The following is a 13,974-nucleotide window of genomic DNA, read 5'->3' as shown; positions in this document are numbered from 1 at the left end:
GCCGTTATCAAAAGAGGGACACCGTATGAGGTGAGATTGAACAATATTTAGAGCAAAGCACTTGTTTTACTCATAGATTTCGGTTGTGGTAGGGCAATCCCTTGTGGTTGCCCTACCACAAGGGATTGCCCTTATGGTAGCTTCTGCAAAGACACTAATAGTTTTTGAACAGGAAGTACAGCGTCTATAAACAAAAAATTCTCTCCTTATCCTTATGTAAAGAGGGGTGCCCAAAGGGCGTGGTTAATCGGTTTACACATCAAACAGAAAGAACGGCATGGCAAAGCCGGCTTTCTGGAGGATGGGTTTGGCGACGTTGAATACTTTCACCCCCTTGGAGGTCTCTCCTTCTAAGGTACCTATGTGCGCGTGACCGTGAAAACAGGCAAGTACGTTTTGCCGGTTCAAAGGCTCTGCCAGGCGGGAACAACCCAGGAACGGATGGATGGCCTCGGGTTCTCCTTCTACCGTGGCTTTGATGGGGGCATAATGCAAAAGGGCTATCTTCTTCACCTCTGGGTGCTCGGTATCCAGGCGGGAAAGACCGGCCTCCAGCTTTAGGGCTTCGTCTACGGCTTCCTGCACAAAGGCTTTGTTGCTCACCTCGCCAAACATAGACAGCATGTATTTGTCAAAACCACCGCCAAAACCCTTCACGCCCGCAAAGCCTACATTTTTAATGACTACGGCATCACCGTCCAGAAAGTGCACATTGTCGCGCAGAAGGCAAGACCTGATCTGTTCGTGCTCGTCTTTGTCATGGTCATGGTTCCCTAGCACGCAAACCACCGGAATGGTGCAGGCCCGCATCTCCTCGGCCAGGACTTCCGCCTCTTTGGCGTAGCCGTGGTCGGTGAGGTCGCCGCAGAGCAGCAGGACATCGGCCTGGTCAGAGGCCGCTTTGAAGAAATCAACCCACTTGCCTTTGTCCGTCTCGCGTACGTGAATATCACCCACGGCGGCAATGCGCACTGGCTTTACCTGGGCAGGCAGCGCTGGCAAATCAGCAGATTGCGGCGCGGTGGGCTGTAAGGGCTGAACGGGTTGCGGCGTAACGTGTGGTTGTGGCTGTTGCTCCATTTTTAAATTGTTGGTTGTTGATGGCTGGTCGTTTTAAATCATAGTTCCAGGGTAAGAACTGACAACCAATCACTAGATGGTCATGATGGTCATGGCTTTGAAACCCCACTCGGTCACGGCGGGGGCGTACTGGGTTTGGTCAATGAGCAAACCGCGGCACACCCTCTCGGTAGGCGGCGGCATGTCAAACTGCTCTTTGGCGCGCAGCAGCAACTCGTCAAACAACCAGCGCGGAATAATATCGCGTTCTGATGGGTACACAAACTGAAACGACAGCAGTTGCGCCAGTACCAGTTGCCAGTGTTGCTCCAGGGTCTGCAGAATGCGCTCCCAGTCCAGCAAATGGCCGTGCCGAAGAATAAGGTGGTTCAGGTCTGAGCCATCGTAGCGCTCGCGGTTCTGCACGTAGATTTTGCAGCGGAACAGATCCTCGGCCGAAATGTATTTCACGGGCACGCCGAACTCGGTGCCTTCGGGGGCCTTCCGGAACCAGCCGTCGTTCACGGGCGTGTTGTTGCCGGGGTTGTTGAAGATAAAGTCCACATACTTGCCATCTTTGAAGGCTTTGGCCAACCAGCGGGCGTCCACCAACTCCGTTTTAAAACCTTCGTCAGAAAAGATCTTGAGCAACCGCGGGCAATCGCCGGCCTTGCAGAACACGTCCATGTCTTTCATGTCGCGTTGCATGCCGGTGTACTGCCTGAGCGCGAAACCACCGCCCATTAAAAAAGGCAAACCGCTTTCGTGCAGCATGCGCAACGCCTGTGGGTAAAATTCTTTGGCCACATGAGGGGCCATATCGTCCAATTCCATAATATTCTCCAGTGCTGAAAAGTAGAAAGATGTTTGCCTGCTCAAGGCCAATGTTAGCTGCGCCTTTGTCTGCCGCCCTTGCTACGGGCTGGCAGGTATAGCATTTACTGAATCCTTCAAAAAATGTTATCCTGTAACCCGCAGAGGGCGCTTCTTTCTTCAGAAAAGCTATTTTTAAGCCGTTTTCTGAAAAGAAGCCCCTAAACAAGTTCAGCGGTTTTCGCTTGCTATGTGGATCAGCCTGCGTAAGTTTGCCCGTAACCAAAGAAAGGAAACGTGATGTCTGGCAAGAAAGTGAAATATATTCTGATAGCGGTTTTTGCCGTGCTAATGGCCTGGTTTATCAAAGATGCCTTCACCCAGCCCGGCGTCCAGGATTTAACCGGCGGCTTCACCGAAGTGGCCTTCTACCGCAACGAGAACAACACCGGCCCTATTCAGCGCATTTACGCCGTCACCGTCTCAGACAGCCTCTGGGAACAGATGCAACAGTACGGCGACTACATGCCCCACACCAAATACGGCACCACCAAGGTCTACTTCTTCCGGCAAGGCCAACCCGCCCCAGCCGCTGTCTCGCCCGGCGAGCAGAACTTTGACCCGCAATTTCAGCCACATTGCCTGGCCAAGTACGAGAAAGACGCCATGGGGCAGGTGAGTTTGGTGAAGCGGCCGTTCAGGTAAATATCAATATCTGAAATGTAGGGGCAATCCCTTGTGGTTGCCCTTTTGCGTTGAGCACCGTAAAGGGCAACCACAAGGGATTGCCCCTACATTGCACAAATTCAAGAACCTTTAATCACCCCATCCTTTCCGTTGCGGATTCGAATCAGAATCGATTAACTTTGTAGAGCGATGGAGAATTTTGTTGTATCGGCCCGTAAATACCGTCCTACCACCTTTGACAGTGTGGTGGGGCAGCACCACATTACCACTACCTTAAAGAACGCAATCAGCAGCAACCACCTGGCGCAGGCGTTTCTGTTTTGCGGCCCGAGGGGCGTGGGCAAGACCACCTGTGCGCGCATTCTGGCCAAGACCATCAACTGCCAGAACATTACGCCAGAGGTAGAGGCCTGCGACTTGTGCGACAGCTGCAAGAGCTTCAACAACAACAGCTCCTTCAACGTGCACGAGCTGGATGCCGCGTCCAACAACTCGGTAGAAGACATTAGAAATCTGGTGGAGCAGGTTCGGTATGCGCCACAGACGGGCAAGTACAAAATCTACATCATAGATGAGGTACACATGCTCTCCAACTCGGCGTTCAACGCATTTCTGAAGACCCTGGAGGAGCCGCCGGCTTACGCCATTTTCATTCTGGCTACCACGGAGCGCCACAAGATTATCCCCACCATTCTCTCGCGCTGCCAGATTTTTGACTTCAACCGCATCCGGATTGAGGACATGGTGCAGCACCTGGGCCGCATCGCCCAAAAAGAGGAAATCCAGGCCGATGACGATGCGCTGCACCTGATCTCGCAGAAAGCCGACGGTGCCTTGCGCGATGCCTTGTCTATCTTTGACCAGATGGTCACCTTCTCGGGCCACCACCTCACCTACAAGGCCACCGTGCAGAACCTGCACATCCTGGACTATGATTATTACTTCCGCCTCACGGAATATCTGCTCACCCAGAACCTGAGCGGTGCCTTGCTACTTTATGACGAAATCCTGAAAAACGGCTTTGATTCGCACAACTTCGTGTTGGGCATTGGCGAGCACCTTAGAAGTCTGCTGGTGTGCAAAGACACCGTGACGGTTCAGCTGCTGCAAGTCTCAGAAAACATCAAGGCCCAATACGCCCAGCAGGCGCAGGAAGCCTCGCTGAGTTTCCTGTTATCAGGTTTGAACCTGGTGGGCAGCTGTGACCAGAACTTCAAAGCCGCTAAAAACCAGCGGTTGCACGTGGAACTGCTGCTCATGAAGCTGGCGCACTTGCCGCACGCCTTGCAGTTGGCCGCAGATGTCTCTCTCACCGGAGACGTCAAAAAAAAAACTAATGGAAGTTCCGGCGTAGCCGCGTCCGGCTCCAGTGGTTCGACTCCAGCTCTGGGCACTTCCTCTGTGGCTCCTTCGGCTACGCCGAAAATGCCTATTCCTACTTCGGCGCCAGCACCGCCGGTTTTGGCCTCCGTTGAGAAAAACAGCCCCGAAACGCACCACAACACGGCCCCGGCCGACATGGATGCGGGCGAAGACCCCATGTTTGACACCTATCCGGCCGATGCACCGTCCTTGGTTCCCTCGGCTACTGTGCCAAGCCCCACGCCTGCGGTAATGGCCCCGGCAGCGCCTTTGCGCCCGGTTTCCTCGCCGTTGGCCAGCCGGAAAACATCCAAATTACCCAGCCTCAAGAACATAGAGGAGCAGGTGGCGGCTTCGGCGGCGCCGATGGTGGAAGTGCTGGAAGAGGAAACCGAAAGCTACGTGCCCGGCTCGCTGCCCGCCATCAATGAGCACAAACTGCAGCAGCTCTGGAAACTCTACACAGACCGCGTCAAACACACCGACCGCACCCTGGAATACACCATCCTGAACCGCGAGTGGTACTTTGACGCCGAGAAAGCCGAGGTGCATCTACAGGTGGAAAACGAGGTGCAGGTAGCCGAATTCAACAGCTTCAAACCCGAATTCCTGATGTTCCTGCGCCAGGGTCTGGGCCACAACCGCCTGCAAGTGCAGATTGATGTGGTGCAGCAGGAAAGCGGCCGCAAGCTCTACACCTCCCAGGACAAGTACAATTACCTGGCCGACCTGTACCCCGCCCTGAAAGACCTGAAAACCCGCCTGGGCCTGGACACCGATTTTTAACCCAACCACTCTTAAGCCTGTGGGGCTTTTTCAACGTCCCCCAGGTTTCTACTTTCAGCCCCTTCCATGAGCCAGCACTTGTTTGACCGTAAAACCGATTCATTCTTCGGCCCTCTCAGCTACTTGGGGTATGCGCTGTTACTAGCCAGTTTGGTGCTAGGAAGCAGCCCGTGGTGGTACGGCCCCGCCTCGGCAAAAGTGCAGATGCTAGCCGTGGGGGCTTTGCTCTTGTTGCTGGGCATCCTCTTCAAATTCACCTTCCACGGTTTCCAGCTCGATTTCCAGAACCGTCGCCTACGCGAATACCTGAGCATGTTCGGTCTGAAAACCGGGAAATGGGCACCCCTACCGGCCTTCCAAAAAGTGGTACTCACCTCCAACCTCAGACCGTCTGATGACCACGGCCATTCCCATGACCATAAACCCGCCCCTCTGGTCATGTGGTACACCATTGGTTTGTTCTCCCATTCAGATGAAGCCGACTACGAACTCCGCACCGACAACCAACAAGACGCCCTGAAAACACTGCGGCTTTTGTCTGGGAAATTAGGCATTCCGGCAGAAGACAGAACCTCCTCCCCTGTTTCCCGCGGGTAAAAAGGAAACCTGTTTTCAGGCTATTTTCCTGAAAACAGCCTGAAAACGAAATCTCAGCTCTACGCGTGATCTGCTGGTGTAAACATTTCCCTTCGCCCCCTTCAAAGGGGGAGTATCTGCTTTAGAAGGCTGAAGTGGAATATGTACTTATCATTAAAGAGAGGTTAAGCTCCGCCAGTATATTTTCCTACTTCCACTACTTTCCCCATTTCCAGTCTTCACTTCGAGCGCCTCGCTTTTGGCCCTAGATAAGCAAATGCTAAGAGCAAAGGACTTCTCAGGCCGAAAGGGCAGTGCGAGAAGGGAGGACGGGGCCTCGCGGCCGTGAGCGCACGGAGGGAAACGATGGAACAACCAAGCATAAGGCCCCCGCATCAATCAGCCACCACGCCAGCTTGAACAAAACAAGAACCATGATAAGGGTACCGCAGTAACCACGCCCGCAATAATAAACTGCAGGCACAATCCTATTTTAAGGCTCTTTGCCTTAAAACAACCCTAAAACGACAGGGAAACCCGTCTCCTTCCATCACACTTTCCACCCCGCCAAAACCGTTAGAATAAGCAAGAAATACTCTATTGCATTTCTTATATTTGATCAGTATCTGACCTCTAATCCACTGCCTCGTGAAGAAAAGATTTTTATCCCTGTATATGGTAGGGGCCCTGCTGTTTGCCCAGTGCAAAACCAGCACCCCTCCCCAAACTTCTTCCGCCCAAGTTCCGGCCACCACGGCTGAGACAAAGGAATTCACCTATACCACCGTTCCTAATGATCCGCTGAAAGCCCGCATCTATACCCTGGACAACGGCCTCACCGTGTACCTGACCAAGTACGAGAATGCACCGCGCATTCAGACGTACATCGCGGTACGCGCGGGCAGCAAGAATGACCCCGCTGATGCCACGGGTTTGGCGCACTACCTGGAGCACATGGCGTTCAAGGGCTCCACGCGGCTGGGCACCATTGATTGGGAAAAGGAGAAAGTAGAACTGGCCAAGATTGAGGCGCTGTATGAACTGTACCGCACCCAAAAAGACCCGGCGCTGCGCAAGAAAACGTACCACCAGATTGACTCTATCTCGGGGGTGGCCGCCAAGTATGCCGTGCCCAATGAGTATGACAAGCTGGTGGCCGCCATGGGCATGAAGAACTCCAACGCCAGCACCTGGGTGGAACAGACCATCTACTACGGCGACATTCCCCGCAACCAGCTGGACAAGTGGGCCATGCTGGAGGCCGAACGCCTGGGCGTCATGATTCCCAGATTGTTTCACACCGAACTGGAGGCAGTCTACGAAGAGAAAAACCGCTCGCTTGACTCTGACAACAACAAAGCCTTTGAAGCGGCTTTCGCGGCCCTGTTCCCTACCCACCAGTACGGCGCCCAAACCACCATAGGCACGGTAGAGCATCTGAAAAACCCGTCTATCACCGAGATCAAGAAGTATTTTGATCAATACTACGTGCCCAACAACATGGCCATTGCCATGAGCGGCGATCTGGACTTTGACCAGACCATCAGAACCATCAACGAGCACTTCGGCCGGTGGCAGAAGAAAGCTGAGCCGGTGTACAATGCTCCGCAGGAAAAGCCTATTACGGCCCCCATTGTAAAGGAGATTCTTGGCCCCGAGTCTGAGATGCTGCTGATGGCGTACCGTTTTCCGGGCAGTACCTCCAAAGATGCCTTGGTGCTGCGCATGATCAACCAGATCTTGACTAACGGTCAGGCGGGCTTGATTGATTTGAACATCAACCAGAAGCAAGCGGCGCTGGGGGCCGGTTCTTTCGCCGAGGTCTACAACGATTACTCCGCCCACTTCCTGACCGGGAACCCGCGCCAGGGACAAACCCTAGATCAGGTGAAAAACCTGTTGCTGCAGCAGATTGAGTTGGTGAAGAAAGGGCAGTTTGAAGATTGGCTGATTCCGGCCATCGTGAACAAGAACAAGATCAGTAAGATGCAGGCGTATGAGAGCAACGCCGCCCGCGCCACCGCGTTTGTGGATGCCTTCATTGCCCGCCAGGACTGGGCCGAGTACCTGCAACAGGAAGACGCTTTCGAGAAGATTACCAAGCAGGACGTGATGGAGGTGGCCAACCGGTATTACGGCAACAACTACGCCGTGATCTACAAACGCACCGGCCCAGACCCAACGGCCCAGAAAGTAGAGAAACCCAGCATTACGCCGGTGCCGGCCAACCGTGAGGCGCAGTCTGCCTTCTACCAACAGGTGGCCAGCCGCCCCGTATCTGCCTTGCAGCCGCAGTTTGTGGACTACCAGAAAGACATTCAGCAGGGCCAGCTAAAAAGCAATATTCCGGTGTATTACACCAGAAACCAGGAAAACGGCTTGTTCAACCTGTTCTACATCCTGGACATGGGCACCAACAATGACCTGAAACTAGGCCTGGCCGTGGATTACCTACAGTACCTGGGCACGGACAAATATACCGCTGAGGAACTGCAGAAAGAGTTTTTCAAGATTGGCTGCTCGTTTGGCGTTTCCTCGGGCCAAGACCAGGTGTACGTTTCCCTCACCGGGTTAGACGCGAACCTGGAGCAAGGTTTGCAGTTGTTTGAAAGCCTTTTGCAGAACCCCAAAGCCGACCAGCAAGCCTTGGATGACTTAGTGGCCGGTATCTTGAAAGACCGCAAAGACGCCAAACTGAACAAGAGCATCATCCACAGTGTGGCCATGGTGAATTACGCCAAGTACGGCCCCAAAAACCCGTTCACGCATATTCTAAGCGAGCAGGAACTGAAGAAAGTAAAACCCGCCGAGTTGGTGTCCCGCATCAAGAGCATCCCAACCTATCAGCACCGGGTGCTCTACTACGGCCCGCGTGAGTTGCAGGCGATTACTGCTACTTTGAACACCGGCCACATTGTACCGGCTGCCTTGAAACCAGTTCCGGCCGAGAATGCTTTCAAGGAACTGGACATCAAAGACCGTAAGGTGTACTGGACGAACTATGACATGGTGCAGGCCGAGTTGCTGTTTTTGACCAAGTCTCTGAACTATGACCCCAAACTGGTGCCCACCATCAGGCTGTACAACGAGTATTTTGACGGCGGCATGGGGGCCATCGTGTTTCAGGAACTCCGCGAGTCCCGCGCCCTGGCGTACTCGGCCAGTTCCCGCTTTGCCAACGCCAGCCAGAAAGACCGCGCCAACTACATCCTGTCGTACATCGGCACGCAGTCAGATAAACTGCCCGAGGCCATGGCGGGCATGCAGGAACTCCTCAACGAGATGCCGCTGGCCGAGGCCAACTTCGCCAACGCCAAGGCCTCGGTGCGCAACAGCATTGCCACGGAGCGCATCAACAAAGTGGGCATTCTCATGAACTACGAGCAGGCCCGCAAACTGGGCATTGACCACGACCTCCGCCGCGACATCTACGAAAGCCTGGATGCCCTGACCCTGGATCAGATCAAAGCGTTCCAGCAGCAGTTCGTGAAAGGGCAGAACCAGACCATTCTGGTCATCGGCTCCAAAGACCGGCTCAACTTCAAGGAACTGGCCAAATACGGCACTGTGAAGCAGTTGACCTTGAAGGAGCTGTTTGGGTACTAGCGGCTAGTTGTCTGTTTTTAGTTATTAGGGTTAGGAAGGAGCGGCCGGTGGGCGCTCCTTCTTTGTTTTGGGGCTGTTTTTCTGAAAACAGCCCCAAAACAAAGAAGGAGCCTTAGGCAAAATAAATTACAGGCTGATGTGATTTTTCTGGCACTTCCTGCACTAATAGGCTGAAGTTTGATTTTAAATGAATAGAAAAGACCAGTTTACCCAAGTCATAAAGGAGAACAAAGGGCTGATTTTTAAAGTCGCGGCGCTGTACACCAATACCATCCAAGACAGAAATGACCTGTATCAGGAAATCGTCTACCAGCTTTGGAAATCCTTTGGCTCTTTCAACCAGCAGTCAAAACTGAGTACCTGGCTGTACCGGGTGGCCCTGAACACGGCCATTTACCACCTCAAGCAGTCCAAAAGAAGAGTTGACACCATTCCGCTTGATCTAGAGGCCGACCGGTTTTCTGAGGAGCATGACAGAACGGAGGAAGAACGGATACAGTTGCTGTATGCGCAAATCCAGCAGCTGAACTTACTGGAGAGAGGCATCATCCTGCTGTACCTGGAAGGCAAAAGTTATGAAGAAATCGCTGCTATTATAGGAATCACCGCCAGCAACGTTGGCACCAGAATCTCCAGAATCAAAGAAAAACTAAGAACCCAAATCACCAAAAAACAAGCCGTATGGAACTAGAAGAAATGCAAAACGCCTGGAACAGCTTAAGCCAACGGGCAGAGAAACAAGACGTACTTTCAAACAAACTTCTGGCGAAAGTGACCCAGCACCGCTACCATTCTAAGCTAAACAAAATACGGTACGCCGAGTTTGCGGGCACCCTGGTTTGCTATGCCGGGGCGGCTTACGTAAGCGTGCACCTCACCCAAATAGAGGCAACCTACCTGCAAGTGATGGCTCGGCTTTCGGTGGCGTTGCTTTTGGGACTGCCTATTCTCTCGCTTGCCTCGGTACGCGCCATGCAACGGGTGCCCCTCTCCTCTGCCACGCATTTAGAGACCATCAACCACTTTGTCAGGCAAAAGATGATGTTTCAGAAGTTGCAGAAGCTTAATGTTTGCTTCGGGCTGTTGCTCATGCTGCTTTGCCTGCCGGTGCTGGCGGCCATACAGGGGAAGGACTTGACCCAAGTTCCGGATTTCTGGACGGGTATTTTCCCGCTTTTCGTTCTGGTGGTCTTGGCCTTTGCCTATTGGGTGCTGAAGTCTTACAACAAGGCGTTGAATGCCATGGAAAACACGCTCTCTGACATGAACAACTAATCATGCAGTTTTGCAAAAAAAGCCTGTAAACGGGCGGAAGATTGTTTTAAAAAAGCGTGACAGTTTCCATCCGGCCCCAAAGCAAGGGAGGAGCAGCCGTGGGTTGCTCCTCCCTTGCTTTGGGGCTGTTTTTGCAAAAACAAGCTAAAAGCGTGCCCCCGTATTTACCATCCCATAGTTGGGGTTTATACCTACTTGTCTTTTTCAAGGAAACCTCTAGTTCACCAGAACGTTACAGCTAATTCAAATTCTACGGTGCTGCTTTAAGACGATGGTATAGGTCCCATACCACAACCAGAGGGCACTTGCCACCCGTAGGTTTACCTCCCTTTAAAAAACCAACATTCGGTGCTTCTACTGCCACCCTGAACGGGCAGGCGGAGAAACCTTTCTTCTGATTATCCAGCCTACGTTCACATGAAAAGTACCAACACCTCCCCCATAAAATTAAGCCTGATTTCCCTATTACTTGGTGGTTTCAGCATAGGCATGACCGAATTCCTGATGATGGGGATTCTGCCTGATTTATCAAAATCGCTGCAAATCTCCATTCCCGAAGCGGGCCACCTTATCTCTATTTACGCTTTGGGCGTGGTGATTGGCGCGCCCTTGATGGTGGGCCTTACCTCCAACCTCCCACCCCGTAAGGTGTTGATTGGCTTAATGCTGATGGTGGGCATCTTCAACGGCTTGTTTGCCCTGGCCGGAAATTATCCCTTGCTGCTGGCTACCCGCTTTCTGGCCGGGCTGCCGCACGGGGCTTTCTTCGGTATTGGCGCGGTGGTCGCCAGTAAATTAGCCGAGCCGGGCCGGGAAGCCCGGGCCGTCTCGGTGATGTTTGCCGGGTTAACCGTCGCCAACATTATTGGGGTGCCGCTGGGCACTTTCATTGGGCACAACTACAGCTGGCGCTATTCTTTTGTACTGATTGCGGCAGTGGCCTTGCTGGCCGCTCTGGCCGTGAAGGTTTGGATGCCCTCGGTGAAATCTGAATCAGAAACCAGTTTCCTGAAAAGCCTCAATATCTTCAAGCACAAAGAACTGTGGTTCATCATCGGGATTTCGGCCATTGGCACCGGCGGCATGTTCGCCTGGATTAGTTACATCGCGCCGCTGATGACCGAAGTGGCCGGGTTCAGCCCCAACGTCATGACCATTATCATGGTAGTGGCGGGCTTCGGGATGGCCGTGGGCAATTTCATTGGGGGTCGCCTCGCCGACAGGTTCTCGCCTTTGACCACCACCACTTGGTTGCTGCTGTGCATGGTAGGCGCTTTGTTGCTCACCGTGGTGATGGTGCAAATGCAGCCCACCGCCGTGCTCATGACGTTTCTCACCGGGGCCATCGGGTTTGGCGTCATTGCCCCCATGCAAATGCTGATTGTGCAACAGGCCAAAGGCGCCGAGATGCTAGCCTCTTCGCTGCTGCAAGCCACCTCTAACATGGGCAACGCCCTGGGCGCTTTCCTGGGCGGACTACCCATTGCCGCCGGTTTCGGGTTCATTTCTCCGTTGTATGTAGGCGCGGCGCTGGCGTTCACCGGGGTTCTGTTTTGCCTGCTGCTGGTAGTCTCGCACAGACAGCGGGCTAGAAATGTAGCGGTAGCGTAGAAGTTTAGGTAGTATCATTCCAAAACGAAGAAGGAGCAGCCTAAAGGTTGCTCCTTCTTCGTTTTAGGCCTGTTTTGGGTAAAAGACGCCGAAAACGGAATGCGTGTCTATCATGAAGTTCTAATATCTGGTATATTCGGTAGTTCAGTTACGTTTATCTCCTTATATTGGCTTGTAAACAGTAAGTTAAGCTACAGGTAGAAGTCTGATAAGCGTAGGTGGTACGTTTATACACTAGTTAGCAGTAAACGAAAATAAAAACAAAACTATGAAACATTTTATTACTAAATCTAACTTTATTAGAATTACTCAAAAGGTAGCTCTAAATGAAGAACACCTGAAAGATGAAATTTATAAAAAGAAGATATACTTTTTTAATCTCATTGAACAAAAAAAGATTTTATCAGTCAAGCAGTTTTTAGTAAATTCCGAAAATGAATTTTACCAATTTGTTGGTAATGGATTTATTGACGATACTTATAGCTTTGTAAATGAAGAATCCCACTTTGCCAAATACCATGCGGACAGAGACTGCAAAGGATTACTTTCAACCTTTAAAGATTTTGAAATTCCTGTTGAGATTAAATTTAAAGCAAATGGAGAAATAGACACAAGAAGGGTTGAGGAATTTAGACTATGGTTTAAACAAACTGAAATTCAAGCCTTATTTCATAACAATCAAAAAGAATTTATAATAAGATTACAAGGAAGATTCAGTCTACAGAATCCGCCAAAAGTCGTTGAACTAGGTGGTTCTGGTGTCCAGGGTATAACAAACTTAACCCAATCAGAAATAGAAAATTTTATTGATGATTTACTAGTACAAGCAAGTAGATTTTACCAAAGTTCAATAAAAAATAGAAAAATACTCGTAGAACATAATTTTTCTAAAAAAACCTATCTTGTAACAAGTAAAAAATATCGTAATGAGCCAATCCTTAACAACATAACTGGTTACACAGATAATGAGGTAAAGGAAGTACTAATTGAATTCTATACTCAAATAAAAAAACCAATAATTGATTATTTAGTTGATTACTGGATTATCAAACTTAATCCAAAATTAGATTTTAGCAGCAGTATTTTAGAACAAATACAGTTCAAACCTTGTAATTATTGTGTGCCTAAAAAAGTATTGGTTCATCTCCAAGTGGATATAGATGATTCAGATGAACTTGATTTATAAAAACGTCAACTGCTAACATTGTATAAAAATCATGCTTCGGCCGACGGCCTCGCACGTTTTTTATACTAACCGAAATCTATGAGTAAAACAAGCGTTATGCGCTAAATTTTATCCAATTTAATCTCATAAGGGGTCCCTCTTTTGACGACAGCCACGATCTGGTGGAGCAGCTTGTTTCTTACCGCGTTCAGGACGCTCATCTTGCTCTTTCCTTCCGAGACTTTCCTGTCAAAATACGCCTTCATCTCCTCATTGTAGCGGACGCTGTTCATCGCCGCCATGTGCAGGATGTGTTTGAGCTGCTTATTTGCAAATTTAGATACACCTGTTTTGCCCATCACGCTGGTGCCGCTGCGATACTCAAAAGGAGCCACTCCGCAATAGCAGGCCAGCTTTCTTGCGTCATCCATTTTCGTGAAGCCCTGGGTGTAGACCAGTAGCGAGACGGCCAGCACCTTGCCCACGCCCTTCACTGAGGTCAGCAGGTCATACTTACACTTCAGGGCACCGTCTTTGGCGATGAACTCCTGCATCTTCTCCTCCACCTGCTCCATGCTCTTTTCCAGCCCCTGTATGGCTTTTTTGTTCACCTGCTCCAGCGTCTTGCCAGAGACAGGGTCCACCGCCAGTAGTTCCTTTACTGTAACCTTGATGCCCTGCAGGGCTTTGAGCAGTCTGCCCCTGTTTGCCTGCAAGTCTTTCAGCCGCTCCAGTGTCACGCCCGACAGGCTTAGGCACCTGGCCTCGTGCTGGTGGAGAAAGGCATAGCGGGCTATCCTCTGCGCGTCTACCTTGTCATCCTTGCCCCGCACCATGCCGATGCTCCTCTTAATCTGCAGCGCGCTCTCCAGCCAAACCCGTATCTCCCTTGCAAGTAGGTAGTGGACTAACTGGCGGGTGTATAGGCCCGTGTGCTCCATACAGGCAAGCGTTTCGGGCCCTGCCTCACAACCATGCTGCTTGAGCCATGCTTTCATGCGTCTGAAGCCTGAGGGGTTGTTGTTGGTCTTATG

The 13,974-nt window shown here is 51.4% G+C and carries 11 protein-coding genes; 8 read left to right on the top strand and 3 right to left on the bottom strand.

Going from position 1 to position 13,974, the window contains the following annotated elements; genetic code table 11:
• Positions 1 to 252: 252 nt before the first annotated feature.
• Both HHO50_RS20680 and HHO50_RS20675 read right to left on the bottom strand, forming a co-directional pair.
• Complete coding sequence (locus HHO50_RS20680; protein ID WP_181309050.1) at positions 253 to 1,080, bottom strand: metallophosphoesterase; 828 nt, start codon at positions 1,078 to 1,080, stop codon at positions 253 to 255.
• A gap of 72 nt (positions 1,081 to 1,152) precedes the next feature.
• Complete coding sequence (locus HHO50_RS20675; RefSeq protein WP_181309049.1) at positions 1,153 to 1,893, bottom strand: nucleotidyltransferase; 741 nt, start codon at positions 1,891 to 1,893, stop codon at positions 1,153 to 1,155.
• Between the two features lie 279 nt (positions 1,894 to 2,172).
• Here HHO50_RS20675 and HHO50_RS20670 point away from each other — a divergent pair, with 279 nt between their 5' ends.
• The 8 genes from HHO50_RS20670 (at position 2,173) to HHO50_RS20635 (ending at position 12,961) form a co-directional block, all read left to right on the top strand.
• The gene (locus tag HHO50_RS20670; protein WP_181309048.1) at positions 2,173 to 2,577 is read left to right on the top strand and encodes a hypothetical protein; all 405 of its coding nucleotides are present in this window, start codon (positions 2,173 to 2,175) and stop codon (positions 2,575 to 2,577) included.
• 171 nt (positions 2,578 to 2,748) lie between these two features.
• Positions 2,749 to 4,707 (top strand): DNA polymerase III subunit gamma/tau, encoded by a 1,959-nt coding sequence (locus tag HHO50_RS20665; protein ID WP_181309047.1) that lies wholly within the window; start codon positions 2,749 to 2,751, stop codon positions 4,705 to 4,707.
• 66 nt (positions 4,708 to 4,773) lie between these two features.
• Positions 4,774 to 5,304 carry a hypothetical protein gene (locus tag HHO50_RS20660; protein ID WP_181309046.1) on the top strand — a complete coding sequence of 177 codons (531 nt, stop codon included), beginning with the start codon at positions 4,774 to 4,776 and terminating at the stop codon, positions 5,302 to 5,304.
• A gap of 627 nt (positions 5,305 to 5,931) precedes the next feature.
• Complete coding sequence (locus HHO50_RS20655; protein ID WP_370457666.1) at positions 5,932 to 8,889, top strand: M16 family metallopeptidase; 2,958 nt, start codon at positions 5,932 to 5,934, stop codon at positions 8,887 to 8,889.
• Between the two features lie 187 nt (positions 8,890 to 9,076).
• On the top strand, positions 9,077 to 9,580 hold the full coding sequence (locus tag HHO50_RS20650; protein WP_181309045.1) for an RNA polymerase sigma factor: 504 nt from the start codon (positions 9,077 to 9,079) through the stop codon (positions 9,578 to 9,580).
• Positions 9,571 to 10,164 carry a hypothetical protein gene (locus HHO50_RS20645; protein ID WP_181309044.1) on the top strand — a complete coding sequence of 198 codons (594 nt, stop codon included), beginning with the start codon at positions 9,571 to 9,573 and terminating at the stop codon, positions 10,162 to 10,164. The genes HHO50_RS20650 and HHO50_RS20645 overlap by 10 nt, the downstream gene beginning before the upstream one ends.
• A gap of 417 nt (positions 10,165 to 10,581) precedes the next feature.
• The gene (locus HHO50_RS20640) at positions 10,582 to 11,775 is read left to right on the top strand and encodes an MFS transporter (RefSeq protein ID WP_219921618.1); all 1,194 of its coding nucleotides are present in this window, start codon (positions 10,582 to 10,584) and stop codon (positions 11,773 to 11,775) included.
• Positions 11,776 to 12,043: 268 nt separating this feature from the next.
• Positions 12,044 to 12,961, top strand: coding sequence for a hypothetical protein (locus HHO50_RS20635; protein WP_181309043.1), 918 nt, complete (start codon positions 12,044 to 12,046; stop codon positions 12,959 to 12,961).
• Between the two features lie 101 nt (positions 12,962 to 13,062).
• On the opposite strand, the gene HHO50_RS20630 is transcribed toward HHO50_RS20635, so the two are convergent.
• The coding region (locus HHO50_RS20630) for an IS110 family transposase (RefSeq protein ID WP_181309042.1) at positions 13,063 to 13,974 on the bottom strand (912 nt) is incomplete at its 5' end.

Origin of the sequence: Rufibacter sp. XAAS-G3-1, assembly GCF_013623775.1 — a bacterium.
Taxonomy (GTDB): domain Bacteria; phylum Bacteroidota; class Bacteroidia; order Cytophagales; family Hymenobacteraceae; genus Nibribacter.
The sequence above is the reverse complement of the archived record's forward strand: the minus strand, read 5'-3'. Positions and strand labels throughout refer to the sequence as shown.

Coding starts and splice junctions, on each gene's coding strand:
- HHO50_RS20680 (WP_181309050.1), bottom strand. CDS start 1,080: ATGGAGCAACAGCCACAACCACACGTTACGCCGCAACCCGTTCAGCCC.
- HHO50_RS20675 (WP_181309049.1), bottom strand. CDS start 1,893: ATGGAATTGGACGATATGGCCCCTCATGTGGCCAAAGAATTTTACCCA.
- HHO50_RS20670 (WP_181309048.1), top strand. CDS start 2,173: ATGTCTGGCAAGAAAGTGAAATATATTCTGATAGCGGTTTTTGCCGTG.
- HHO50_RS20665 (WP_181309047.1), top strand. CDS start 2,749: ATGGAGAATTTTGTTGTATCGGCCCGTAAATACCGTCCTACCACCTTT.
- HHO50_RS20660 (WP_181309046.1), top strand. CDS start 4,774: ATGAGCCAGCACTTGTTTGACCGTAAAACCGATTCATTCTTCGGCCCT.
- HHO50_RS20650 (WP_181309045.1), top strand. CDS start 9,077: ATGAATAGAAAAGACCAGTTTACCCAAGTCATAAAGGAGAACAAAGGG.
- HHO50_RS20645 (WP_181309044.1), top strand. CDS start 9,571: ATGGAACTAGAAGAAATGCAAAACGCCTGGAACAGCTTAAGCCAACGG.
- HHO50_RS20640 (WP_219921618.1), top strand. CDS start 10,582: ATGAAAAGTACCAACACCTCCCCCATAAAATTAAGCCTGATTTCCCTA.
- HHO50_RS20635 (WP_181309043.1), top strand. CDS start 12,044: ATGAAACATTTTATTACTAAATCTAACTTTATTAGAATTACTCAAAAG.